The organism is Humidisolicoccus flavus (assembly GCF_045689595.1).
Classification (GTDB): Bacteria; Actinomycetota; Actinomycetes; order Actinomycetales; family Microbacteriaceae; genus Humidisolicoccus; species Humidisolicoccus flavus.
The window spans coordinates 283,612-307,713 of sequence record NZ_CP142724.1 but is presented as its reverse complement, the minus strand read 5'-3'; the positions used below and the strand labels follow the sequence as shown (position 1 = coordinate 307,713).

Below are 24,102 nucleotides of genomic sequence, written 5' to 3'. Positions count from 1 at the left end.
TGTACCCTGAAATGCGGAGAAAACGGCATCGACGTTGAATCGTGATGAGGGCGTCCATGCTCGTCACGAAAACCGCCCGAGCTCTCCCTCATTGACGACGTGGATATGCCGCGAAATTAGGGCGTACACCCGATTTGCGCGAGCTGTGCCTCCCAGATCGCCGGCGTCGCGCGCATGACCCGGATGTCGGGCGCTGCAGCCCAAACAATGAGCTCATCGCAAGCAGTGAACAATGTGAACGCAAGCGCATCAATGTTGCTCCCGTGCCGATACCCCGAAGCTCCGCGAAAATCATCGTTCTCGAGCGTCGTGAACAAGAAGGGCGCGTCGTGCTCCGGTTCTCCAAGATGCTGCTCAATGGGGTACTCCGCGATGCAGGCATCGGTCGCGCTTTCTATTAACACGATCACAGCGTCTGCGGCTTCAGGCGACTCCATTCGAGCGAGTGCCCAGAGTGGGTAGAACTCACCACGACTGTAGGGTCCAGCAAATTGTGTCTCGACCACGTCGAGCGCAAGAATCTCGTTCATCAGCCGCTCGCACTCCCCTCCGCTGCCCTGCGTGACCGAGGTGATCCAGGGCAATACGTCGTTGCCGGGAAATTGGTCATAGGTATAGTCCTCGAACTCGATCGTGAACTCATCCGGCCACTCGCCAATCGTGTCGACGTGGATGAGATCAGCGAGCGCTTGGCCGTCGTATCGGTTCGTCGCAGCGCCGTTCGTCTCTGGTTCGGCTTCGGTGGAAGACGCTGGAGCACTCGTCGACGGAGACGACTCGCTCTCCGGATTATTTCCAGCGGGCGCGCTCGTCGCAGGAGTGCTCGTCCCCAGAGACGGTGACGATGTGGCCTGGGAACTCGCGCTTGGCTCCGACGAAGCACATGCACTCAGAAGGAGCGCCACGGTTGCGAGCGCGAGGAGAGATCGGAGTTGCACACGTGGCGGGGTCATGGAATGAGCCTATGAGTTTGCCCTCTGCCCTAGGCGCTTCCCGCATGAGCGTAACGCGATCGTGACGGAGCTCAGGGAGCGACGCTGAGTGCCTGCAGCGCTCGGGCAACGACGACCGCAGCAGTCTCACGATTGCTCGAGAGCTCGCTCCAGGACAGGAGTGCTGAGGCGCTCACACTGACGATCGCCACCGCGCGAGTTCGGCTCGCGGAAGCATCGTTCCGGTACCGAGTGGTCTGCCCGAGCGAGTGGGCCGTGGATTGGACGATCGGTTGGAGTCGGGTAATCGCTGTCTCGGCAAGAGCCATGCTGACACCCATCGCATCTCGATCGCGAAGCACCCGGGGCACTCGGTTCTCGAGCGGTGCCACTGCTTCGACAAATGCGGCAACGACCGAAGCTTCATCGTTTCCATTCACAAACTGAATCCGCTGGAGCAGCGGATCGAGTTCACTCCACAGGATGTCGGCCTTCGCGCTGAAGTTCATGAAGAACGTGGAGCGTGCAACTCCTGCACGGAGAGTGATGTCGCCGACCGTGGTCTTGTCGTATCCCCGCTCGAGAAAGAGCTCGAACGCGGCCTCAGCGAGCATTTCTGGCGAGGCGGCTTTCGGACGCCCAATCGAAGCAGCGTCGCGCTGAGCGGAGCCGCGAGTTCGGTCTGACATCATCCGGAGTCCTTTCAGGCGAAAGCAATCTCAAGCATGGCCGAATATCCGTGCCGCCACCATTTACTGACCACTGACCACTGAGCCGAGCAACCGGAGGCCCGTACGATGATTCGGTGATACTCCCAACGATGCATCCTCATGCGAGTGCAGAGTTCGAGGTTTCGAAAAGCCGCTTTCTCGCACAGGTCGTTCCGATCACTGCTCTGTCGGAACTCGCCCCGCTCGTTGCATTTGAGCGACGCGAGCATCCTGCTGCTCACCATGTGTGCAGTGCGGCTCGAGTAGGGCTCAACGGCGAATACTCACGTTCGAGCGATGACGGAGAACCAAGTGGTACGGCCGGAATGCCAATCCTTGGAGCCATCACCTCGGCTGGAGTCAGCGACGTCTGCGTGCTCGTGACTCGATACTTCGGCGGGGTCAAACTTGGTACTGGCGGATTGGCGCGTGCCTACAGCGCGGCCGCGAAGCAAGCGCTCAGCGCTGGGCGCACGATTCAACGGCGCGAAGGGGTCCGCGTCTCGGTCGCCCTGTCATTCGAGCAAGCGCCAAAATTTGAGCATGTGCTTCGCCTTGCCGGGCTCGCTCCGTCGTTGCAGTACTCCGAAGTCGTGCAGCTGAGCGTTGCCGTTGCTCGAACTCAGCTCGACGAAGTGCTCGCAATTTTTGCCAATGCATCGTTACACCCTGAGCTTGGAGAGCCCCTGGTCTTTACCGATTCTTGAAGCTTCCGAATCGATAACGTCCCCATGTCGATCTGCAATCACTGGCGTTCAATTTTGTAGGGTTTGCTCATGGCCTTTTCAAAGCAAACACGTTCACTCTGGACCGCAGTTGGAGTGATCGCGCTTGCGTCGCTCTCCGGTTGCGCGAGCGCACCTCAAACGCCTGGCGACTCCAGCGGGCTGTCATCGACGGCTCCAAGCGAAGCATCGTCAACTACCTCGCCCTCCCCGAGCACCGAGAACCCGAGCACTCCCGAGCCCAGCGCCACACCTTCAGCACCTCTGCCCGAGACGACCGCTCCAACCGAGCCCGCGGCGAGCGCAGCGAAGTTCGAGGACATGAAGTTGCAGATGTTGTTCATCGACGTCGTGCCGCAGCATCCGAGCCAGAATTTTCCTCAGGGCGAGCTCGTTTTCGAGACGGTGGACCCACCGGCACATACCTCGGCGGTCCTCGACATTCCAGCGACAGGCCAATGTGGACGCCTGCTCGACGAGGCAGCAGGCCTGCTCGGAGAATCAGTTCGAATGAGTGAACTCTCCAGCGACCAACAGTTCTCACGGGGCGCGGGAGTCATGTCTCGAACCGAGAGCCCGGCAGCTGCGGCTCGTTTCCTCGAGCTCATCGACCAGGTCCAGGGCACCTGCAGCGCAGAACACCCGTACAGCGAGCAGCCTGCAGGGGCGACCTACACGATGTTCTACGGCCCGGAGAGATCGATCTCGCAGTTCGACTTCGGTTCGACGTATGGAGTGTTCTGGGTTGAAGCGGGCTCCCACATGCAAACCATGACCTACGTAGCGTGCGAAGAACTCGTGCTGCATCTTCCAGTCGGCTCCGATATCGACATGTGGCAATTCCCCGGAAACTGGGCGCAGGCACAGTTGGCCTCTCTTGGTTGCCCACTGCCAGAAACGAACTACTTTCGAGAAGCGGAGTAAGGCCAGATCGCATGACGCGGCTGGATGAGACCTCGCAGACACTGCGCCAATCCATTCTCGACTGCGAATGAACAAAAGCCGGATTCCTCGCCTCGAGGAATCCGGCTTTTCAGTGAGTCGGGGCGATCGGTGGTCCGAGGTGCCGAACCGCGTCTATATCGCGGCCGGACATCCGAGCGCTTCGAGCTGGGCATTCATCCACTGGACGCTCAACTGATCAGCGTTTCCTGCGACCATGTCATCTTGGGGAATCCAGAGCACATACTCTTCGCAACTCGTGACGGAAGTCAGCAAGGGGTGATTCCCGCCGTTCGCGTAGTAGAACCAGAAACTCGCAGAACTCCCGAGCGCGGGAGGCGACTGCTCCGGGAACACCGTACTCGTCTGCTCATCGACATCCTGCTGCACGGGCAGTTCATTCGCGCAGACCGCTTGCAGACTTGCGAAGAGTTCGACGACGCGCGAGGCATCCTCCGCTGCCGGCGTTTGCACCAGTGAGCCGACGCTGAGCGCTCCAACGGTCGGGTCATTCACGCTGAGGTGCGCTGTTTCGCCGAACATCGCACCCGCCTGATCGAAGAGCATTCCGCATGGACCGTCTGCAGGAATCTGCAAGGACGTCGAATCGAGAATCGCGCCGTTACCCGCCTCGGTCTCGAACGTGGTGCCGGCCAGCGTCGTGACAACGACATCGAACACACTCGAGGAAGGTGCTGCGGGGTTCGATGCAGTCGGCTCCTCTGTCGGGCTCGGTGTGATCTCGCTTTCACTGGGTGTTGATGGAGGACTGCTTGATGCAGAGGCACTCGGAGCTGTGGTCGCTTCAGGCTCGCTCGAAGCACAAGCGGTGGCAGTAGCGAGCACACCCAGCGCTGTTGCGAACGCAATCGCTGTGCGAAATACCGTCTTGCGAGCATGTATCTGATCTCGGATCATCATGACCTTTCTTGAAAAATCTCGAAGCGACTGAATCACCAGCGAGCGAGTGTGAGGAGCGATCGCGGTTCGGATCACAAGCGATGGATGTTCGGCGGAATCCGCGCCTCCACCAGCCTGCGGCCGAGACACAGCATCTCCACAGCCAGACGCTAACAAGGAAGCGCCAGAGACTCACCGTGTTCTCCATCTCGTAACGCAATCGTGAGCGCCTTGCTCGCTAGACTCGATGCATCACAATCAGGCACCACGCATCTCGCGTGCTGACACGGTGCCGCGTATAGAACACGGAGACGCGATGAACACCATGCCCGAACGCCCAGCACTCGAGGGGCTCGAAGCAAAATGGGACCAGCTGTGGGAATCCAACGAGGTCAACCGTTTCCGTCGCGACGGCGCGGATCGTTCCACAGTCTTCTCGATTGACACTCCGCCTCCGACCGCGTCCGGCTCGCTCCACATCGGACACGTCTTCAGCTACACCCACACCGACGTCATCGCGCGCTACCAGCGAATGCAGGGCAAGCGCGTCTTCTACCCGATGGGCTGGGACGATAACGGACTCCCGACCGAACGCCGAGTGCAGAACTACTATGGTGTCCGCGTCGACCCGACACTCCCCTACGACCCGGACTTCGTGCCGCCGTTCGAGGGCGGCGACAACAAGGGCAGCAAAGCAGCCGACCAGGTTCCGATCAGTCGGCCGAACTTCGTCGCGCTCTGCGAGCGCCTGACTGAAGAAGACGAAAAACAGTTCGAGCACGTTTGGCGAATGCTCGGCCTCTCCGTCGATTGGAAGCAGTCGTACCGCACCATCAGCGACGACGCGCGGGCACTCTCGCAGCGCGCGTTCCTTCGTAATCTCGAGCGCGGCGAGGCGTACCAGGCAGATGCTCCAACGCTCTGGGATGTCACCTTCCGCACCGCAGTCGCCCAGGCTGAACTCGAAGACCGGGAGCAGCCGGGCGCGTACCACACGCTCCTGTTCCATGGTCCGCAGGGCGACATCAAGATCGACACGACCCGTCCGGAACTGCTCGCGGCCTGCGTTGCGATCGTCGCCCACCCCGACGATGAGCGGTACGCGCACCTCGTTGGAAAGACGGTCACGACGCCTGTCTTCGGCGTGGAGGTGCCGTTCGTGCAGCACCGCCTTGCGCAGCCTGACAAGGGCACCGGTGTCGCAATGATCTGCACGTTCGGTGACACGACCGACGTCATCTGGTGGCGTGAGCTCGACCTGCCCAACCGCGCGATCATGGGCTTCGACGGCAGGATCATCAGGGAAGCGCCAGAAGCGATCACGAGCGACGCTGGCAAGCAGGCCTTTGCCGAACTCGCCGGGAAAACGGTGTTCAGCGCGAAGAAGGCGATCGTCGAACTCCTCGAAGCAACGGGCGAGATCGACGGCGCACCGCGAGCCATCACGCACCCGGTGAAGTTCTTCGAAAAGGGTGATCGACCGCTCGAAGTCGTCTCGACCCGTCAGTGGTACATCCGCAACGGTGGTCGCGACGAGGCCCTCCGCGAGACGCTGGTACAGCTCGGCAACGACATCACGTGGCACCCGGAGCACATGCGCAATCGCTACGACAACTGGGTGAATGGACTGAACGGCGACTGGCTGATTTCGAGGCAGCGATTCTTCGGCGTGCCGATCCCGGTCTGGTACGCGCTCGACAACGACGGGAACCCGGACTTCGACCAGGTGCTCACTCCGAGCGCCGACCAGCTCCCCCTCGACCCCACCTCGGATGTCCCAGCCGGGTATACAAGCGAACAACGCGGCGTTCCGGGTGGATTCACCGGCGAGGTCGATGTCATGGACACGTGGGCGACTTCCTCGCTCACCCCACAGCTTGCAGGCGGGTGGGGAACCGATGATGAGCTCTGGAACCTCGTCTACCCCTTCGATGTTCGCCCGCAGGGCCAGGACATCATTCGAACCTGGCTGTTCTCGACGACCGTCCGCGCGAACTACGAAGACGGCATCGCGCCGTGGAAGCACGCTGCGATCTCGGGCTGGATCCTTGATCCCGACCGCAAGAAGATGTCGAAGTCGAAGGGCAACGTCGTCACACCGATCGGACTGCTCGAAGCACACGGCTCCGACGGCGTCCGGTATTGGGCAGCGTCTTCGAAGCTCGGGATGGATGCGGCGCTCGACCCGCAGAATCCGAAGCAGATGAAGATCGGTCGCCGCCTGGCGATGAAGGTCTTGAATGCAGCGAAGTTCGTCCTGCAAATGGAGGGCGAGCCCGGCGAGATCACCGAGGCGATCGATCTCGACATGCTGCAGCGACTGCGCGCTGTGGTCAGCGGTGCCAGTGCTGCAATGGAGCGCTTCGATCACGCGAAGGCGCTCGAACTCACCGAGCAGTTCTTCTGGACGTTCTGCGACGACTACCTCGAACTCGTGAAGGAGCGTGCCTACAGCGGCGACGAGGCAGATCGCATCTCCGCGATCACGGCCTTGCGCACCGCGCTCGACGTGCAGTTGCGGCTGCTTGCGCCGTTCCTTCCCTTTGCAACGGAAGAAGTCTGGTCCTGGACTCACGAGGAGAGCATCCACACTGCGCAGTGGCCGCTCGAGAGCGAGCTCCCAGCAGGCGAAGCGCCCGGCGTACTCGCTGCGGTCGGTGAAGCTCTGATCGGCATCCGACGTGCGAAGACCGACGCGAAAGCAAGCCAGAAGACCCCGGTGACACGCTGCGTGATCGAGGTTCCGCAGGAATCGTTCGAGCAGGTGCTCGCCGGTCGCGCGGACCTCGCCGCGGTCGGTCGCATCGCCACGCTCGAAATCACTGCGGGAGAAGCATTCGCGGTGACCTCCATTGAACTCGAACAGTCCGAGCAGGAAGGGTCCTAAGCGATGCAGATCGGCACGCGCTGGAAAGTCGGCGAAGCGGCGCCGGGCTCGCTGAGTGCTGGGGTCCGAGCGAGTATCGCGGCCGAAGAACGCACGCTCGTCGAACTCGGCGCAGAGACTGGCGACTGGTACTGGACGCTCACCTGGCTCGAATCACGCCCGCAGGTCGTCCTCGACGATGGCACGTTGATCACGGAGCGGGATGGCGAAGTGCTCATCACTCGAGAAGACGATTAGCGAGCAGAACAAAGCAAAATCGCACGAAAAAAGGCCCCGATCGGGGCCTTTTTTCTTTTCTTCGACGAGCGTCGCTTAGCGAAGCGCGCGGCTTGCCAGTGCTGCGTTCGCGATCGTGTCGCTCACGATCATGATCGGTCGGGTCATCGGGACGTGGGTGTCGTTCTTTGCCATGGTGCGCTCCTGAGCGTGTGTGTGATTGTCGTGTTGAAATTTGTGGGGGAAGAAGATCCGAGGTTTCATTGCTCGACCTCGCGAGTGTCAAGGCGCTGTTGGCCGATTGGTGGGAAGGCCGTGAACTGGACGTGAATGGTCTTGCTTCCTTCGCGAGGCGTCGTGTTGTGCAACCGCGAACGAATGAGCGCATCGACGTCTCGAGTCAGCCGCTGAAGCTCATCGACGGTGAGTTCGCCGTTGTAACTCGCGATCTTCGCTGCATCGGTCCAGGGCTCGCCGAAGGCGCTGTCACTCCCCGCCACGAATGCCGCGGCGAGCGACGCCGTGCTCTGACTCCACGCCTCGAGCACCACGGCGCTTGATTCGCGACCACCGGGGAGTTGATCGAGTTCTTCAGACCAGACCTCGAGTTCGCCGGCCGTTCGCTCCCACCAGCGTTCGCGCCCCGTCCCGAGGCTCACCGCTTCGCTCACGAAGCCTTTGGATTCGAGTTGTCGCAGGTGGTAACTGGTTGCGCCGCTCGACTCCTGCAGTAATGCAGCCAGCCCAGAAGCAGTCTGCGGACCGAGCGCGGTGAGGGTGTGCAAAATTCGCACTCGCAGCGGGTGTGCGAGTGCTTTCAAGGATTCAAGGTCGACGCGAGCGGGAGATGCGGAAGCAGGGTGCCCGTTCGGGACGACGGCACCACTGTCAGTCATCGCTTCCAAAGATACCTTTGCAAAGAGATCTTTGCAACGCCGAGAGCGCAACTTCATCCTCTCGGCGGAAGGCAACATAAGGTGGGTTTATGAGCAATCCGTTTTATGAGCCGAGCACCCTCGACTTCCAACTTCCTCCTTTCGAACAGATCACGTTTGCGCACTACGAACCCGCCTTCGAGCGTGGGTTCGCGGAGCAGCTCGCGGAGATCGAAGCGATCACGTCGAACGACGAAGCGCCGACCTTCGAGAACACCCTGGTCCCCTTGCAAGAGAGCGGTCAGACCCTCTCTCGTGTGGCAACGGTCTTCTGGAACCGATCGAGCGCAGACACGACCGACGAGATCGATGCGCTCGAAGAGGTCATCGCTCCGAAGTACGCGGCCCACAGTGATGCGATCACACTCAACGAAGCCCTGTACGAGCGCGTCCGAGTCCTGCACGCACGCCTCGACGATGCCGCTCAGTGGTCACCAGAACAGCGCTACCTCGTCGAGCGCACGTTCCAATCCATGACGGTCGCCGGTGCTGGACTCGATGCCGAGAAGACCGCCCGATTGAAGGAACTCAATCAGCGGATCGCAACGCTCACCACGCAGTTCGATCAGAACCTCGTTAAAGACACGAACGATCTCGCAGTCGTCATCGACGATGTCGCCGAGCTCGACGGACTGAGCGATGGCGAAATCCAAGCCGCAAAGCAGGCAGCTGCAGACCGCGGGCTCGAGAACAAATTCCTCGTCACGCTTCCGCTGTTCAGCGGTCACCCGTGGCTCGCATCACTGACCAACCGGGCGGTGCGCAAGCGTATTCTCGAAGCTTCACTCTCACGCGCGAGCCGTGGCAACGCACACGACAACAGCGCGATCGTGCTCGAACTGACGAAGATCCGTGCCGAACGCGCCTCGATCCTCGGATTCGAATCACACGCTGCAGCAGTCACCGCCGATGAGACCGCGAAGACCCCTGCCGCAGTGCGCGCGATGCTCGACAAGTTGGCACCGGCTGCTGCCGCGAATGCACGAGCTGAGCGCGATCGCCTCCAGGAAATGGTGCAGGCAGCGGGCGAAGACTTCGAGCTCGCAGCATGGGACTGGGATTTCTACACCGAGAAACTTCGAACCGCGCAGTACGACGTCGACACGGCAGCACTGCGCCCGTACTTCGAGGCCGAGCGCGTACTCCAGGATGGCGTGTTCCGGGCAGCGACGGTCGTCTACGGCGTCACCTTCAAGGAGCGCACCGACCTCGTCGCGTACCACCCCGATGCCCGTGTGTTCGAGGTCACGAATGCTGACGGCTCCCCCGTCGGACTGTATGTGCTCGACCTCTACACGCGAGACTCCAAGCGCGGCGGCGCATGGATGAACCCGCTCATCTCGCAGTCGCACCTCCTCCACACGCCCGTCGTTGTCGTGAACAACCTCAACGTGCCGAAGCCTCCCGCAGGAACGCCCACGTTGCTCACCTTCGATGAGGTCAACACCCTCTTCCACGAGTTCGGACACGCCCTGCATGGCCTCTTCGCTCGCGTCACCTACCCCGAGTTCTCCGGAACGAACGTCTTCCGCGACTTCGTCGAGTTCCCGAGCCAGGTCAACGAGATGTGGATGCTGTGGCCAGGCATCGTCGAGCACTATGCCGTGCACTACGAAACGGGCGAGCCGATTCCGGCGGACGTCATCGAGCGGTTGCAAGCGAGTGAAACCTTCAACCAGGGTCACGACACGAGCGAGTATCTTGCTGCTGCACTGCTCGACCAGGCGTGGCACTCGATCAAACACGGCGAAGCCGTCACGGACGTCAAGGAGTTCGAGCGTGCGGCGCTCGATGCCGTCGGACTGCTCATTCCAGAAGTCCCGACCCGGTACTCCACGACGTACTTCGCGCACATCTTCGCCGGCGGATACGACGCCGGATACTACTCCTACATCTGGAGCGAAGTGCTCGATGCCGACACCGTCGAATGGTTCAAGGAGCACGGCGGATCAAAGCGGGAGAACGGCGACCACTTCCGTGCGACCCTGCTTGGCGTGGGTGGCTCGAAGGATCCGCTCGAGGCATACCGTGACTTCCGTGGCCGCGACGCGGTCATCGAACCACTGCTGCAGCGTCGCGGACTTGCTGGCGAGCCGGAAGCCTCCTAAACGACCGCAATCCGCACCAGTCGTAATCCTCAACGACTGCAAGAAGAAGCCCCGCACTCGCGTGCGGGGCTTCTTTCATACAGGGCGGGGCTTAGCTCGTGAAGCCGTTCTCGGCCAACCAGTCTGCTGCGACCTTGGCGGGCGCGACCTTGTCGGCACCTTGGTTCAGCGTGTTCAGCTCGATCAGGTCTTCCGTCGTGAGTGCAGCCGAGACCTCATTGAGGATCGAGACCACTTCGTCGGTCGCCTTGTCGGAGTTGATGATCGGGATCACGTTCTGCGCGAGGATCAGGTTCTCCGGGTCCTCGAGCGTGACGAAATCGTTCTCAGCGATCGAAGGCGTCGTCGAGTAGATGTCCGCGAGCGTCACTGTGCCGTCGAGCAGCGCAGAGGTCGTCTGCGCGCCGCCGCCATCGCTGATCGGCACGAACGAGACGAGGCTCGCGTCGACACCGTAGACCTCCGTGAGCCCCTGGGGTCCGTACGGACGCTCAGCGAGCTCCGGGTTTCCACCGACCACGAGCGGGATGCCGAGGTCGGCCAGGTCCGCAAGGCTCGTGACGCCGTTCTCCTCGCTGAACTCGCGAGTGACGTTGTAGGAGTCCTTGTTCTCGGCTTCTGCCGCGTCGAGCACTTCAAAGCCCTCTGGCAGGGCTGCCGGGAGCGCTTCGATGATTTCCTCAGGTGTGACCGCAGTCGTTTCTGCATCGTAGAACTGCAGCAGGTTTCCGCTGTAGTCAGGGAGCAGGTCGACCGAACCGTCTTCGAGCGCACCGAGATAGATATCGCGCGCGCCGATCTGGAAGCGGCGCTCGACCGTAATGCCGTTGGCTTCGAGTGCGCCGGCGTAGATTTCGCCGATGATTTCGGATTCGGCGAACCCTGCTGAGCCGACGATGATCGCCGAGCTGTCGCCACTTGCCGCTGGGCTGCTGGCGTCGGGGTCAGCGGTCGGGTCCGAGTTGCTGCAACCAGCAAGCACGAGCCCTGCACTGGCGGCGAGTGCCACCAGCGCGAGCGTCTTCTTGGAACTCATGTTGTTACCTTTCGAGATGGTGCGGAGGGATTGTCAGACAGTACTGGCTTTGAGGAGTGTGCGTCATCCGCAGACTCCAATGGTTCGTTCTTCTTGCGACGGCGTTGCGGCCGAAGGCCTGCAGGAACAACTGCTCGCTGGATGAGCGTGAAGATTCCTTCGAGGATGAGCGCGAGCAACACGATGATGATCGACCCCGCAAGCATCTTCGGATAGTCGCGCAGGGGCAGAGCATCGAGCACGTATCGCCCGAGTCCAGGGCCTGCGACGAGGTAGGCGGCGACGGTCGCTGTCGCGATCGTCTGCAGGATCGCCGAGCGGATACCGGCGATCAGCAGTGGCAGGGCAAGGGGCAATTCGACCCGGAACAACACTTGCCAGGGCGACATCCCCATGGCTTTCGCGGCATCGACCACGTTGCGATCGATCGCCTCGACCCCTCCGTAGGCGCCAGCAAGGATTGGTGGCACGGCAAGCACGACGAGCGCGGTTATACCCGCGGCGAGATTCGTGCTGGAGAAGCCGAACGCGATCGCCACGAGTGCCAGCAGCGTCAAGAGCCCCAGAGTCGGCAGGGCGCGCAGTGATCCGGTTACGGCGACTGCGATATCTCGGCCCTTTCCGGTGTGCCCGATGAGGAGCCCGAGCGGAATCGCGATCACGGCAGCGATGATGACGGTCAGGAACGTCAGCCAGAGGTGCTCACCGACGCGAGTTGGAATACCGTCCGGGCCTGCCCAGTGCTCGCTCGCGAAGATCCAGAGGAATGCGTCGACGATGTTGTTCATGCGACCACCTCTTTCTGCGGGCTCGCCGGTGCTGCGACCGAACGAGCGTCAGGCTGCGTGTCAGTATCGTCATCACGTCGTGTCCGTCGCCGCTTGGTCGTCCCACGGTTCCAGGGCAACAGCAACCGGCCAACAATCACGATGAGCCGATCGAACACGACCGCGATCACGACGGTCATCACGATGCCGACCAGGATCTCGGTGGCGAACTGCCGATTGTAACCACTGAGGAAGAAATTTCCGAGGCTTGCGACGCCGATCAGCGAGCCGACGCTCACGAGACTGATGGTGCTGGCTGAGACGACTCGAAGTCCCGCAACGATCAGTGGTCCCGCGAGCGGCAGCTCGACCCGGAAGAATCGCTGCATTCGTGAGTATCCGACGGCCGAGGCTGCGTCGAGAACCTGCGGCGACACGGACTGCAGGCCATCGTGCACCGTTCGAACGAGCAGGGCGACCGCGTACAAGGTCAAAGCGATGATGACGTTGGCCGGGTCAAGGATGAGGGTGCCGATCAGCGTCGGCAGGACGACGAACAGCGGGAGCGAAGGAATCGCGTACAGGAGTCCGCTCACGGTCAGAATCGTGCCGCGCGACCAGCGAAAGCGAAAAGCGATCGCGCCGAGCGGGATCGCGATCAGCAGCCCGAGCAGGATCGGTGGAAAGCTGAGCGCAGCGTGGGCGAGCGTCAGCGACCAGATCGTGTTCCAGTTCTCGACGACCCAGTTCATGGTTCGCACCTGGAATCGAGCACACCGAGCGGCATCCCGCGTTCGGTGACGATGACTTCTCGTCCGTTGATCGTTTTGACCGTGAGCGCGCGGCCGCCACGGTCCGAGCCGATGAATCGCTCGACGAATTCATTGGCGGGATTGGCGACGATGTTCTCAGGGCTGTCGACCTGCTGGATCTGTCCTTGACCTCCGAGGATGACGACCTGGTCGCCAAGCAGCAGCGCTTCGTCGATATCGTGCGTGACGAACACGATCGTCTTCGCGATGGTCTCCTGAAGCCGGAGCAGCTCGCTCTGCAGTTCCTGCCGCACGAGCGGGTCGACGGCACCGAACGGCTCGTCCATGAGCAAGATGTTCGGGTCCGCTGCGAGCGCGCGGGCGACGCCGACGCGCTGCTGCTGTCCGCCCGAGAGCTGCAGTGGATACCGCTTCGCGAGCTTTTGGTCGAGGCCGACGAGGTCGAGCAACTCGGCAGAGCGTTTGCGTTCTTCTGCACGACTCTTCCCGGAAAGGCGAAGCACCGTGCCGACATTGTCGATCACGGTGCGATGCGGGAGCAGTCCGCCGCTCTGCATGACATAGCCGATGCTCCGGCGCAATTCAACCGGCGCGAGGGACTGCACGTCATCGCCGTCGATCTTCACCGTTCCTGAAGTCGCATCGACCATTCGGTTGACCATACGGAGGAGCGTCGTCTTTCCGCAGCCTGAGGATCCGACGAAGACCGTCGCGGTTCGCGAAGGGATCGTCAGGGAGAAATCGTGGACCGCGAGGCTGCCGTCTGGAAACCGCTTGCTGACATTTTCGAACGTGATCATCGTGTGCTCCCCAAGGGGCCAGGTGTTGCGAAAAGTAAAGCACGGTCCCGCAACGGAACAAGCGAACGTTATTACCCTAAACGCATCCCCCGACAAAAGCCCTTTCAGGGGACACAATCTGTCATAGAGGTACACATTTGAGACGTTCCGGCGCGACGGGCGCGATGTAAAGCGAGGTAACACTTGTCCACACGGACTGAGCCTCTGGCAACGTTGCCGCAACATCCGGAAACCGCACAGACCTCCCTGAGCCAGAAAGGAACCGTCACCATGAGCACCGCGAGCCAATTCCCGCAGATCAGTGACGCTGACCCCATACTTTCTGCACCCGACCTCGCCTTCGAAACCCGGCAGCTCCATGCGGGTGCCGCGTTTCCCGATATCGCTGGGGCGCGACGCACGCCGATCTACTTGACCGCAGGCTTCGAATTCAATGACTTCGAGGACGCCCACGACCGCTTCACCGGTACCAACTCCGGCCCCGTCTACACGCGAATCGGCAATCCGACGACCGCAGCGGTCGAAAGCCGACTCGCGGCGCTCGAGGGCGGCATCGACGCCCTGGTGGTCGCCAGCGGCCAAGCAGCGGTCAGCGTCGCACTCTTCGGACTCCTTCGAGCGGGCGACCACGTCGTCGCTGCAGCGAACATCTACGAGGGCTCGAGGAATCTCCTGTCTGAAAACCTGGCGAATCTCGGCATCACCACGTCATTCGTTGCGCAGAGCAACGACCTCAATGCCTGGCGCGAAGCAGTGCGGCCGAACACGCGCGCCTTCTTCGCGGAGTCCATTGCGAATCCGCGCAATGAGGTACTCGACATCGCGGCTGTTGCAGCCATCGCGCATGATGCCGGTGCTCCCCTGCTCATCGACAACACGCTCGCAACCCCATACCTGCTCCGCCCGATCGAACACGGTGCCGACATCGTGATCCACTCGGCGAGCAAATTCCTCGCCGGTCACGGTTCAGCCCTTGCAGGAGTCATCGTCGATTCGGGGAGATTTGCCTGGGCGGGTAGCCCGCACACGTTCACGCACCTGCATCAGGCCAAGGACGGGAAGAGTGGAACGAGCTTCGTCGATCGCTTCGGACCGCATGCCTACCTGCAATACGCTCGCGACGTGATCGCGGCACGACTCGGACCCGTTGTCTCTCCGTTTCACGCATTCCTTCTCGAGCAGGGTCTCGAGACGCTGAGCATTCGAGTTGAGCGGCAGACCGAGAACGCGCTCGCGCTCGCCTCGTGGCTCGCGCAGCAGCCGGAAGTCGAATCGGTGGAGTACGCAGGTCTTCCCGACGAGGAATCGCACGTGCGCGTAACGCACTACCTCCCTCAGGGTGGCGGCTCGGTGTTCTCGTTCACCCTCCGCGGCGGCAGGGAAACGGCGCGCGCCGTGTTCGATGCTCTGCAGGTGTTCACTCGTATGACGCATCTTGGCGACACGCGCTCCCTCGTCATCCATCCTGCGACAACCACGCACGCTCTGCGATCCGCGGACGAGCGTGCCGTCGCCGGAATCACCGACGGTCTGCTGCGGGTGTCCATCGGCCTCGAATCCGTCGCAGATCTCCAGAACGATTTGCAGCGCGCGTTCACCCTTGCCCGCCAAGACACTCATCCGCGCGCTGCACACAGCGAGAGTGTTGCCGCATGAGCCGGCTGCAGCACTTCGGGTGGTTTCTCTCACGGGGGTTCGGCCCACAGGGCTGGGGCACACCCGCCTATGAATGGAACCTGCCGTGGACTCGCCCGGAGTTGTATCAGCAGTCGATTCGCACGCTCGAAGCCGCCGGATTCGACCTCGTCATCATCGAGGACGCGCTCTCTCTTGGAAACCCCGACACTCTCGACCTCCGGATTCGCGAGGCGTATGGCGGCCCGAAGCATGATCCCTTCCTGCTCGCTCCGTACTTGTTCGCAGCGACTGAGCACATCGGTGTCGTGCCGACAGTCAATCCGCTCGCCTATGCGCCCTATCAAGCCGCACGACAGTTCGCGACGCTCCAACACCTGAGCGGAGGCCGGTTCGGAATGAACGTTGTCACTGATGTCGGAAGCAGTCGCCACTTCGGCGTTCCTCCCGTGCCGCATGACGTCGCGTATGAGCGCGCAGCCGAGTGGCTCGGCGGAATTCAAGAGCTGTGGCGCTCCTGGGACGACGGCGCGCTGATCCAGAATCCCGTGACTCGGGAGTTCGCGGACGGCAGCAAACTCAGGACGGTGCACCACCGTGGCAAACACTTTCGCTTCGATGGACCGCTGAATGCTCTGCCCTTTGCGCACGATGAGCCGATCGTCGTCTCTCCCGGAGGATCACCACGCGGCATCGACTTTGCAGGCCGTCATTCGCAGGTTCAACTCGCGCTCGCGCCGCTCCAGCCCGAGAAGCTGCGCGACTACAGACGCAGCGTCCGCGTCGCCGCACAGCATGCGGGGCGAAGCGCGGACGAGATTCTGACACTCTTCGTCTTCAAACCGACCATCGTGAGCAGCGCTGAAGAAGCAGATCGACTGGTGGCAGCTGCTGCTTCACCGAGTGACGAGACGCTGCTCCGTATCGCGGTCGGACAATCGAGTGATCTCGAAACGAATCTGCTCGCCCACGATCTCGACCGCCCGCTCTCCCCCTCGATTTTCGGCGAACACGTGTCGCAAGGAAGCATCAAAGGACTGCTCGGTCGGTATGAGCGCTTCGAAGATGCGACACTCAGGGAACTGCTCACCGCGAAGGCTCGACTCGGGCGGATCTCCACGAGGGAAGGCACCGTCGGCACCGCCGAAGAGATCGCAGACTTCATCGATGAACTCGGCAGCGAAGCTGAGAACGACGGCCTGATCTTCTCGGGCGACTTTCACCCGGTCACAGTGCACACGATGCTGAACGAGCTCGTGCCGATTCTCCGTCGCAAAGGCATCTTGAGAACCGAATACTCGGGCGGCACGCTGAGAGAAAATCTCGCGTCGTTCTGAGGATCGTTCAAGCGAAGTCGCGAGGAGGATAACCTCGCGATGATCGTTCCGAGAAAACCTAGGCCGAAAGCTCCTGGATATCGCCTTCGGTGAGCAATTCGGGCATCGCGCCCTGCGTTACCGACTCTTTCGTGACGACGACGCGAGTCACGTCGCTTCGCGACGGTACCTCGAACATGACCGCACCCAGCACGTCTTCGAGAATCGCCCGAAGGCCACGCGCGCCTGTCTTCCTCGCAACTGCCAGGTCGGCGATCGCTTCGAGCGCCTCCGGCTCGAAGTCGAGACGAACGCCATCGATTTCGAACATCTTCTGATACTGAACCACCAGAGCGTTCTTCGGGCGAGTCAAGATCTCGATGAGTGCTGCACGATCAAGCGGTGTCACCGTCGCGATCACAGGAAGGCGGCCGATGAACTCGGGGATCAACCCAAACTTGTGCAGATCTTCAGGAAGCACTTCGCTGAAGATGTCGAGGTCGGGGGTGAGCGACTGGAGCGGCGCACCGAAGCCGAGCCCTCGTTTGCCCGATCGTGAAGAAATGATCTCTTCGAGCCCGGCGAATGCGCCAGCGACGATGAACAAAACGTTCGAGGTATCGATCTGAATGAACTCGCTGTTCGGGTGCTTGCGTCCGCCCTGCGGCGGCACCGAGGCAACCGTGCCTTCCAGAATCTTCAACAGCGCCTGCTGCACACCCTCGCCCGAAACGTCACGGGTGATCGACGGATTCTCAGCCTTTCGAGCAACCTTGTCGATCTCGTCGATGAAGATGATGCCGGTTTCGGCCCGCTTCACATCGTCATCGGCGGCCTGAATCAGCTTGAGCAGAATGTTCTCGACGTCCTCACCGACGTAGCCGGCTTCGGTCAAGGCAGTGGCGTCGGCAACGGCAAATGGAACATTCAAACGTTTTGCGAGGGTTGAAGCGAGGTAGGACTTTCCGCAACCGGTCGGGCCAACCATGAGGATGTTCGACTTCTGGATCTCGACCTGCTGCGCTTGCGCTTCTGCAGAGGTCACGTTCTGCATTGCGTTGACCCGCTTGTAATGGTTGTACACGGCAACCGACAGCGAACGCTTTGCCGAATTCTGACCAACGACGTAGTCATTCAGGAATTCGAAGATCTCTTTCGGCTTCGGCAGCTCGAACTGCGCTTCACCTTCTTCGCCCTTCGCGTCGGCGAGTCGCTCGTCGATGATTTCGTTGCAGAGGTCGACGCACTCATCGCAGATGTAGACGCCTGGACCCGCGATCAATTGCACAACTTGCTTCTGGGTCTTGCCACAGAAGGAGCATTTGAGGAGGTCGCCGCTTTCGCCGAGCCTTGCCATTGGTTCCTCGCAATCGTTGTGAATGAACAGTTCGAGCCTAACGCGTTCCACCGTCGTCCCGCGGCGCCACGTGCAACATCCGGAAGCAGAAACGCCCCGATGCTCGAGAGACATCAGGGCGTTCCCGTGATTCGTTCTTCCCCTCGGGAAGGAACGAGTGGTGTGCTAGCCGAGCAGAACCTTTTCGCTCTTCCGGCTGGTCAGAACCTGATCGATCAAGCCGTACTCCAGGGCCTCATTTGCGCCGAGGAAGGTGTCGCGCTCGATGTCCGCGTTGATCCGCTCGACGTCATGGTTCGAGTGCTTCGACAACGTCTCCTCGAGCCACCCGCGCATGCGAAGAACTTCGCGCGCCTGGATCTCGATGTCGGATGCCTGACCACGAGCAGCATCGCCGGTCGCCGGCTGGTGAATCAGAATCCGAGCGTTCGGCAGTGCCAAACGCTTTCCTGGTTCACCCGCAGCGAGCAGTACCGCTGCAGCCGAAGCCGCCTGACCGAGGCACACGGTCTGCACCTGCGGGCGGATGTACTGCATCGTGTCGTAGATCGCCGTCATCGCAGTGAACGAGCCACCCGGCGAGTTGATGTACATCACGATGTCGCGGTCTGGGTCCTGGCCTTCGAGCACGAGCAGCTGCGCCATGATGTCGTCCGCGGACGCGTCATCGACCTGGACACCCAGGAAGATGATGCGATCCTCGAACAGCTTCGCGTACGGGTCTTGCCGCTTGAAGCCATAGGCCGTGCGCTCTTCGAAGCTCGGCAAAATGTAGCGAGCGTTTGGCATCTCGAGCGAGCTACCGCCCGACTGGAAATTCGGTGTATTCATCTTGTCCCTGCCCTACTGGTCCGTGCCGCCGCCACCGCTGACATCAGCGGCAGATTCGCGAAGGTGATCGACGAAGCCATACTCGAGTGCCTCTTGTGCACTGAACCAGCGGTCACGGTCACCATCGGCGTTGACCTGTTCGACCGACTTGCCGGTTCGCTCCGCGGTGATCTCTGCGAGGCGCTTCTTCATGTCGAGAATGAGCTGCGCCTGCGTCTGAATGTCACTGGAGGTTCCACCGAAACCACCGTGCGGCTGGTGCAGGAGCACTCGCGCGTTCGGCGTGATGTAACGCTTCCCCTTGGTTCCAGCAGTGAGCAGGAGCTGTCCCATCGATGCCGCCATGCCGATGCCCACGGTCACGATGTCGTTCGGGACGAACTGCATGGTGTCGAAGATCGCCATACCGGCGGTGATCGAACCACCGGGCGAGTTGATGTACAGGTAAATGTCTTTGTTTGCGTCTTCTGCTGCGAGCAACAGGATCTTTGCGCAAATCTCGTTCGCCATGTCGTCACGAACTTCTTCGCCAACCCAGATAATGCGGTCGCGCAGAAGCCGATCAAAAACACTCGGCGAGAGGATGTGGTCAGCCACGTCGGTTTCTCCTTGCGGTCGGTACGCACCCAACACTATGCGAGGTCAGTGACCCTCACCGTCCATGTTCGCGCTCGGCAGACGGTTCACGCACGCGACGATGATCGCCACCTACAACGAAGAAGGGCCGAGCATTTCTGCCCGGCCCTGCTTCACGTTCTGAATTACTTGTCGTCGTTCGACTCGTCCTCTTCCGCTGCAGCTTCTTCAGCTGGAGCTTCGGCGGGGACGAACTCGGAGAGATCGACTGCTGCGCCTGCGGCGTCGACAACTTCAACCTGGCGCAGTGCCGAGTTGAGCGCCTTGCCGCGCAGCAGGTCACTCAGCAAGACAGGAAGCTGACCGTTCTGCTCGAGGATTTCGACGAACTCCTGTGGCGGCATGCCGTACTGTGCTGCGTTCTGCACAACGTACTGGCTGAGCTCTGCCTGAGAAACCTGGAGGTCGTTGTCTTCCGCGAGGCGGTCGAACAGGATCTGGCTGCGAAGCTGCGATTCGGTCGATTCCTTGACCTCGGCGCGGTGCTCGTCGTCTTCCAGACGGCCTTCGCCCTCGAGGTGACGGGTGACTTCTTCTTCAACCATCGTTGCTGGCACAGGAATGTCTGCTTCTGCAATGAGAGCTTCCTGGAGCTTGGTACGAGCCTCGGTGAACTGCGCAACCTTCTTCTGGCGCTCGACCTGAGTCTTCAGGTCGTCCTTGAGCTCATCGATCGTGTCGAACTGGCTCGCGAGCTGGGCGAAGTCGTCGTCCGCTTCAGGGAGCTCGCGCTCCTTGACCGCGAGAACCTTGACACTGACCTCTGCGTCCTTGCCGGCGTTGTCGCCACCAACGAGCGTCGAGGTGAACGTGGTCTCTTCACCAGCGGTGAGCGAGTCGACGGCCTCGTCGATTCCGTCGATGAGTTCGCCTGAACCAACTTCGTAGGAGATGCCGTCCGCGGTGTCGACGGTCTCGCCGTCGATCTTCGCGACGAGGTCGAGCTGTACGAAGTGACCCTTCGCTGCCGGAGCGTCAACCGTGGTGAGGGTTCCGAAGCGGCTTCGCAGCTTCGTGAGTTCCTCTTCGATGTCTGCGTCTGCGACCTCGATCGACTCGACCTCGACCTTGCGGCCTTCGATCTTCGGCATGTCGAAGTCTGGTCGAACGTCGACCTCGACCTCGATGACGAGGTCACCCTCGAACGTCTTCATGTCCGGCCAGGTCGCGACGTCGGCGCTCGGACGGCCGATCGGACGAACTTCTGCCTCGGCGACACCCTGACGGTAGAAGGTGTCGAGGCTCTCGGTGACGGCCTGGTTCAGAACCTGGTCGCGACCGATGCGCTGGTCGATGATGGGCGGCGGTACTTTGCCTGCGCGGAAGCCAGGAATGTTTACCTGCGTCGCGATGGTCTTGTAGGCCTGATCAATGCTTGGGCGAAGTTCCTCTGGCGTCACCGAGATGGTGAGCTTCGCGCGGGTCGCATCAAGTTTTTCGACAGTGGTCTGCACTTGTGTCTCCTGGGTTGAGGGTATGTACGTTGTCGGGGCGACAGGATTCGAACCTGCGACCTCCCGCTCCCAAAGCGGGCGCTCTAGCCAAGCTGAGCTACGCCCCGATAACACTCACCACACTCGCACTCCGTCGGCATGGCACCGCGTAAGTCTAACTCACAGATTTACATCGTTCGCACCACGCCACCATCAGGCGACCTCAATGAGAATAGTGTGTTCACGAAGGCGTCAGGAATGATGTAGATTATCCCCTGGTCTTAAAACACCACGGGGATGTAGCTCAATGGTAGAGCCTCAGTCTTCCAAACTGATTACGCGGGTTCGATTCCCGTCATCCCCTCCACGGAGTAACTCGAATCACATCGGGAAAGCCCGGAGAGTCTGGCAAAAGCCACACTCTCCGGGCTTTTTCATTTCCCGTCTGCAGCGCGCAGCACTCCCGTGTTCGCCCGTCTGAGGCGAGGCGCGAATCCGACGACACGCCCGGCGGTAGGTCGTTTCGCTAAACACGAATGCCTTTAACCCCTTCAAGCGGTGGATTCGACGTTGCTCGGGTCTCGTGGCCTCGCCATCCCGGATTGCTGCGGCGCGAAAATGTCGCTGACAGTACTCTGAGCACGCCGATGCGATGCTGCGAACATGCTGAGACTTTCGCCGGGACAGAGGTTTACAGTTTCGCTTATGTTGACTATCGGCGTCGAGCCGCGCATCCATGAGAGCGTTCAGCTTCGGCATTCCGACTCTGCGGAGATCGAGATCGGCTCGTACGCGAAAATCTATGCGGGCGGCGAGGTCAGTGCTCCGGTGCACATCGGCGAGCGCGTGTTCATCAACCGAGATTGCTATATCCGACCGAACACGACGATCGGCAACGATGTCAATATTGGGCCGTTCGTCCGGTTAATCACGGACACTCACGATGTAGGGCCCCAGAAGAAGCGAGCGGGCAAAGTCCGCCACGATCCGATTGTGATCGGCGACGGCACATGGATTGGCGCCTCTTCAACAGTGCTTGCCGGGGTGACCATTGGGCCGGGATGCATCGTCGCTGCAGGTTCAGTCGTCACCAAGGACGTCGCAGCGAACTCGCTCGTCGGTGGCGTTCCTGCGAGGTTCATCCGTGATCTTGAACAGGACACTGTCCAAACTCGTTCTGCATCAGACGACGGTACTGCGCGTGCAGATTCGAGCACCGTCGCCGTCGCCGAGGATTTGCCACCTGCCGCGCCCTCGAGGAACAGATGGTTTCAAAGCCGACGGAATTCTCCTCAAACGAACTCGTCGCCCAGAAGCTGATCGGAGCGGATCGGTCAATAGGCTGGTGCGGTGTCGAACTACACGTTTCTGATCGTCTCGAACAGCGCGCGTTCGCGGCTCAACAAGTGGCTTGGCGAACACAGCTCGCCGACTGAATATTTTCTGAAGCGGCTGGCCTGGAATCGAACGCTCTACATCTTCAGTAAAGCGGTCGAATCGAGCGTGCATCAGCGAACCTACGTCCGCGGCACGATCCTCAATGCAGATCTCGACACGCTCGCCTTCGGAATCGACGGGTGGGAGAGCGCGCCCAGCCACATCCGCCAGAACCCGGGTTCGCACGATGGAGAGTATTGCGTCGCTTCCTGGTCCCGCAGTGGTTTGAACATCGCGCGTGATTTGATCGGGAACGCTCGACTCTTGACGACCGCCGGAGCCCAATTCGCCGCCGCCAGTGATTCATTGCTGGTACTGGCATCCCTTCGACGCCTTTTCGGTGAACGCGTCTCCAACAATGAAGAAGTGCTGCTCGCACGATCAATGCTGAATAATCTGGCCGCTCAGCAGCTCTCCCCCGACACCGTCTTTCGTGAGATCGACTTCGTTCCATCCGGCGACGGCGTATCGATCTCCAAAGACTTCGAGATCACACGGACTGGTCCGCACATGGCGGACCGGCTGCTCTCGAACACGGTTGTAGACGCGCGGGACGCAATCCGCGCGAGCGCGACCGCGGTCGCTCGAACCATACTCGGGCTCGCGAGCGTCGCCAATTGGAACTCAGTGCTCAGCCTTTCCGGTGGCTACGACTCGCGAGTCGTGTTCTGTGCTGCTCGGGCAACAGGAGCACACGAAAAGTTCTCTTACGCCTCGCTCAACCGATCTCCTGTGCACGCTCGAGATTTCGAAGTGGCGACCCAGCTTGCGTCCGCCTTCTCGATGCGCCGGGACCTCGACGGGAGCGAAGGAGACGACGCGCACGTTGACGACCGGATGACCCTCTGGGCAGCAACACTCGCGGGTGTCTACGACGGTTTCGGCCCTCCTCGAACCAGCCGAACGAAGGAGAGAACATTCGCTGTCACTGGCAATGGCGCCGAACTCCTCAAGGGGAACTGGGGCTGGCGATCGTTCGACGCGCTTGTCAACGAGTTCGAGCCCAGTATCGCGCGCGATGCCTTTGCGCAGCAGGTTCGTTCCGGAGTCGAACAACTGAACGGTCAGAGCTCGTACAAGTATGTGTCGGAACTCTTTTACATCGGATACCGCAATGGACTCCATTCAGCAGCCGGGCACATTGGTGTTCACATGACCGGAGTCCATCCGCTCCAGCAGTTCTCCTTGGCCCGTCTCGGTCACGCAAGAACCAACGAGGGCCATTGTGGATCGCCGTCGACCATTGCCGACCTGTCGATCCTGCTCGATCCGGAGGCAGCGACATTCACCTACGACGACCCCGGTCGAAATATTGCACCGAATTTCGCTGAACAGCGTCTCCAGGAACTCGGCGGAAGAATTCGAGTCGACCAACTCGAGCCACTCACTGTGTACGGTGATCCGGACCGGGTTCCCGATGGCCCAACCAGACTCAGTATGGAACTTGCCAGAGCACTGGGAGCATTCGGTGATTTCAATGCCGATCACATTCTGACGATTGCGCGGACCGGCGTTGCACAACTCCCCGACTCGCTCCGAGAAATCTACGCCCCGATGGTTGCGAACGCGGAATGGAAAATCTCGAAGTCCGGTGGCTACGTTCGAACTGCAGGTGCGAGCACCGCTCGCGTCGCAAGTCTCATCACCCAGCAGCTCGTCTCTGACTAGGGCCAGGCGCCTCGTCATCCCGCAGAAACACTCGATCGCTACGCTGATCGCATCGAAA

The 24,102-nt window shown here is 61.0% G+C and carries 21 protein-coding genes and 2 tRNA genes; 10 read left to right on the top strand and 13 right to left on the bottom strand.

The window, feature by feature from the left end; genetic code table 11:
* Nucleotides 1-116: 116 nt before the first annotated feature.
* Nucleotides 117-953: a hypothetical protein gene (locus tag U2H20_RS01480; RefSeq protein WP_430592753.1), complete on the bottom strand. Its 837-nt coding sequence runs from the start codon at nt 951-953 to the stop codon at nt 117-119.
* A 71-nt stretch (nt 954-1,024) separates the two neighbouring features.
* On the bottom strand, nt 1,025-1,624 hold the full coding sequence (locus U2H20_RS01475; protein ID WP_430592752.1) for a helix-turn-helix domain-containing protein: 600 nt from the start codon (nt 1,622-1,624) through the stop codon (nt 1,025-1,027).
* A 128-nt stretch (nt 1,625-1,752) separates the two neighbouring features.
* Here U2H20_RS01475 and U2H20_RS01470 point away from each other — a divergent pair, with 128 nt between their 5' ends.
* Nucleotides 1,753-2,349: an IMPACT family protein gene (locus tag U2H20_RS01470; RefSeq protein WP_430593562.1), complete on the top strand. Its 597-nt coding sequence runs from the start codon at nt 1,753-1,755 to the stop codon at nt 2,347-2,349.
* A gap of 69 nt (nt 2,350-2,418) precedes the next feature.
* Nucleotides 2,419-3,291 carry a hypothetical protein gene (locus U2H20_RS01465; RefSeq protein WP_430592751.1) on the top strand — a complete coding sequence of 291 codons (873 nt, stop codon included), beginning with the start codon at nt 2,419-2,421 and terminating at the stop codon, nt 3,289-3,291.
* Nucleotides 3,292-3,444: 153 nt separating this feature from the next.
* Here the strand turns inward: U2H20_RS01465 and U2H20_RS01460 are convergent, their stop codons facing one another.
* A complete protein-coding gene (locus tag U2H20_RS01460; protein ID WP_430592750.1) occupies nt 3,445-3,990 on the bottom strand; it encodes a hypothetical protein in 546 nt (181 codons plus the stop codon).
* A gap of 535 nt (nt 3,991-4,525) precedes the next feature.
* Here U2H20_RS01460 and valS point away from each other — a divergent pair.
* The gene (gene valS, locus U2H20_RS01455; RefSeq protein WP_430592749.1) at nt 4,526-7,096 is read left to right on the top strand and encodes a valine--tRNA ligase; all 2,571 of its coding nucleotides are present in this window, start codon (nt 4,526-4,528) and stop codon (nt 7,094-7,096) included.
* A gap of 3 nt (nt 7,097-7,099) precedes the next feature.
* Entirely contained in the window at nt 7,100-7,333 is a 234-nt protein-coding gene (locus tag U2H20_RS01450) for a hypothetical protein (protein ID WP_430592748.1), read from the top strand.
* A gap of 239 nt (nt 7,334-7,572) precedes the next feature.
* Here U2H20_RS01450 and U2H20_RS01445 read toward each other — a convergent pair whose 3' ends face one another.
* Entirely contained in the window at nt 7,573-8,208 is a 636-nt protein-coding gene (locus tag U2H20_RS01445) for an ArsR/SmtB family transcription factor (RefSeq protein ID WP_430592747.1), read from the bottom strand.
* Nucleotides 8,209-8,297: 89 nt separating this feature from the next.
* Here U2H20_RS01445 and U2H20_RS01440 point away from each other — a divergent pair, with 89 nt between their 5' ends.
* Entirely contained in the window at nt 8,298-10,355 is a 2,058-nt protein-coding gene (locus U2H20_RS01440; protein WP_430592746.1) for a M3 family metallopeptidase, read from the top strand.
* Between the two features lie 91 nt (nt 10,356-10,446).
* Here the strand turns inward: U2H20_RS01440 and U2H20_RS01435 are convergent, their stop codons facing one another.
* The 4 genes from U2H20_RS01435 to U2H20_RS01420 are packed head-to-tail and all read right to left on the bottom strand — an operon-like array spanning nt 10,447 to nt 13,731.
* Nucleotides 10,447-11,391, bottom strand: a complete 945-nt coding sequence (locus tag U2H20_RS01435; protein ID WP_430592745.1) for an ABC transporter substrate-binding protein — start codon at nt 11,389-11,391, stop codon at nt 10,447-10,449.
* Entirely contained in the window at nt 11,388-12,179 is a 792-nt protein-coding gene (locus U2H20_RS01430) for an ABC transporter permease (protein WP_430592744.1), read from the bottom strand. Before U2H20_RS01430 ends, U2H20_RS01435 begins: the two co-directional genes overlap by 4 nt.
* Nucleotides 12,176-12,910, bottom strand: a complete 735-nt coding sequence (locus U2H20_RS01425; protein ID WP_430592743.1) for an ABC transporter permease — start codon at nt 12,908-12,910, stop codon at nt 12,176-12,178. The genes U2H20_RS01430 and U2H20_RS01425 overlap by 4 nt, the downstream gene beginning before the upstream one ends.
* Complete coding sequence (locus U2H20_RS01420; RefSeq protein ID WP_430592742.1) at nt 12,907-13,731, bottom strand: ABC transporter ATP-binding protein; 825 nt, start codon at nt 13,729-13,731, stop codon at nt 12,907-12,909. Before U2H20_RS01420 ends, U2H20_RS01425 begins: the two co-directional genes overlap by 4 nt.
* A gap of 270 nt (nt 13,732-14,001) precedes the next feature.
* Here U2H20_RS01420 and U2H20_RS01415 point away from each other — a divergent pair, with 270 nt between their 5' ends.
* Entirely contained in the window at nt 14,002-15,387 is a 1,386-nt protein-coding gene (locus U2H20_RS01415) for an O-acetylhomoserine aminocarboxypropyltransferase/cysteine synthase family protein (protein ID WP_430592741.1), read from the top strand.
* Nucleotides 15,384-16,703 (top strand): LLM class flavin-dependent oxidoreductase, encoded by a 1,320-nt coding sequence (locus U2H20_RS01410; protein ID WP_430592740.1) that lies wholly within the window; start codon nt 15,384-15,386, stop codon nt 16,701-16,703. The genes U2H20_RS01415 and U2H20_RS01410 overlap by 4 nt, the downstream gene beginning before the upstream one ends.
* A 58-nt stretch (nt 16,704-16,761) precedes the next feature.
* Here the strand turns inward: U2H20_RS01410 and clpX are convergent, their stop codons facing one another.
* The 5 genes from clpX to U2H20_RS01385 all read right to left on the bottom strand — a co-directional run bounded on the left by clpX (nt 16,762) and on the right by U2H20_RS01385 (nt 21,067).
* Complete coding sequence (clpX, locus tag U2H20_RS01405; RefSeq protein WP_430592739.1) at nt 16,762-18,039, bottom strand: ATP-dependent Clp protease ATP-binding subunit ClpX; 1,278 nt, start codon at nt 18,037-18,039, stop codon at nt 16,762-16,764.
* A gap of 165 nt (nt 18,040-18,204) precedes the next feature.
* Complete coding sequence (locus U2H20_RS01400) at nt 18,205-18,870, bottom strand: ATP-dependent Clp protease proteolytic subunit (RefSeq protein ID WP_430592738.1); 666 nt, start codon at nt 18,868-18,870, stop codon at nt 18,205-18,207.
* Between the two features lie 12 nt (nt 18,871-18,882).
* Nucleotides 18,883-19,467 carry an ATP-dependent Clp protease proteolytic subunit gene (locus U2H20_RS01395; protein ID WP_430592737.1) on the bottom strand — a complete coding sequence of 195 codons (585 nt, stop codon included), beginning with the start codon at nt 19,465-19,467 and terminating at the stop codon, nt 18,883-18,885.
* A gap of 164 nt (nt 19,468-19,631) precedes the next feature.
* Entirely contained in the window at nt 19,632-20,960 is a 1,329-nt protein-coding gene (gene tig / locus U2H20_RS01390) for a trigger factor (protein WP_430592736.1), read from the bottom strand.
* 32 nt (nt 20,961-20,992) lie between these two features.
* Nucleotides 20,993-21,067 (bottom strand) — tRNA-Pro (locus tag U2H20_RS01385).
* Between the two features lie 165 nt (nt 21,068-21,232).
* Between U2H20_RS01385 and U2H20_RS01380 the strand changes: the two genes are divergently transcribed.
* From U2H20_RS01380 to U2H20_RS01370, 3 genes are all read left to right on the top strand, one after another.
* Nucleotides 21,233-21,306: transfer RNA gene (locus tag U2H20_RS01380), tRNA-Gly, on the top strand.
* Between the two features lie 338 nt (nt 21,307-21,644).
* Nucleotides 21,645-22,259 carry an acyltransferase gene (locus U2H20_RS01375; protein ID WP_430592735.1) on the top strand — a complete coding sequence of 205 codons (615 nt, stop codon included), beginning with the start codon at nt 21,645-21,647 and terminating at the stop codon, nt 22,257-22,259.
* Between the two features lie 30 nt (nt 22,260-22,289).
* Nucleotides 22,290-24,044: a hypothetical protein gene (locus tag U2H20_RS01370; RefSeq protein WP_430592734.1), complete on the top strand. Its 1,755-nt coding sequence runs from the start codon at nt 22,290-22,292 to the stop codon at nt 24,042-24,044.
* Nucleotides 24,045-24,102 lie beyond the last annotated feature (58 nt).

Coding starts and splice junctions, on each gene's coding strand:
- U2H20_RS01400 (WP_430592738.1), bottom strand. CDS start 18,870: ATGAATACACCGAATTTCCAGTCGGGCGGTAGCTCGCTCGAGATGCCA.
- U2H20_RS01415 (WP_430592741.1), top strand. CDS start 14,002: ATGAGCACCGCGAGCCAATTCCCGCAGATCAGTGACGCTGACCCCATA.
- U2H20_RS01465 (WP_430592751.1), top strand. CDS start 2,419: ATGGCCTTTTCAAAGCAAACACGTTCACTCTGGACCGCAGTTGGAGTG.
- U2H20_RS01450 (WP_430592748.1), top strand. CDS start 7,100: ATGCAGATCGGCACGCGCTGGAAAGTCGGCGAAGCGGCGCCGGGCTCG.
- U2H20_RS01435 (WP_430592745.1), bottom strand. CDS start 11,391: ATGAGTTCCAAGAAGACGCTCGCGCTGGTGGCACTCGCCGCCAGTGCA.
- U2H20_RS01445 (WP_430592747.1), bottom strand. CDS start 8,208: ATGACTGACAGTGGTGCCGTCGTCCCGAACGGGCACCCTGCTTCCGCA.
- U2H20_RS01475 (WP_430592752.1), bottom strand. CDS start 1,624: ATGATGTCAGACCGAACTCGCGGCTCCGCTCAGCGCGACGCTGCTTCG.
- U2H20_RS01425 (WP_430592743.1), bottom strand. CDS start 12,910: ATGAACTGGGTCGTCGAGAACTGGAACACGATCTGGTCGCTGACGCTC.
- U2H20_RS01440 (WP_430592746.1), top strand. CDS start 8,298: ATGAGCAATCCGTTTTATGAGCCGAGCACCCTCGACTTCCAACTTCCT.
- U2H20_RS01410 (WP_430592740.1), top strand. CDS start 15,384: ATGAGCCGGCTGCAGCACTTCGGGTGGTTTCTCTCACGGGGGTTCGGC.
- U2H20_RS01375 (WP_430592735.1), top strand. CDS start 21,645: ATGTTGACTATCGGCGTCGAGCCGCGCATCCATGAGAGCGTTCAGCTT.
- U2H20_RS01420 (WP_430592742.1), bottom strand. CDS start 13,731: ATGATCACGTTCGAAAATGTCAGCAAGCGGTTTCCAGACGGCAGCCTC.
- valS (WP_430592749.1), top strand. CDS start 4,526: ATGAACACCATGCCCGAACGCCCAGCACTCGAGGGGCTCGAAGCAAAA.
- U2H20_RS01470 (WP_430593562.1), top strand. CDS start 1,753: ATGCATCCTCATGCGAGTGCAGAGTTCGAGGTTTCGAAAAGCCGCTTT.
- U2H20_RS01480 (WP_430592753.1), bottom strand. CDS start 953: ATGACCCCGCCACGTGTGCAACTCCGATCTCTCCTCGCGCTCGCAACC.
- U2H20_RS01430 (WP_430592744.1), bottom strand. CDS start 12,179: ATGAACAACATCGTCGACGCATTCCTCTGGATCTTCGCGAGCGAGCAC.
- clpX (WP_430592739.1), bottom strand. CDS start 18,039: ATGGCAAGGCTCGGCGAAAGCGGCGACCTCCTCAAATGCTCCTTCTGT.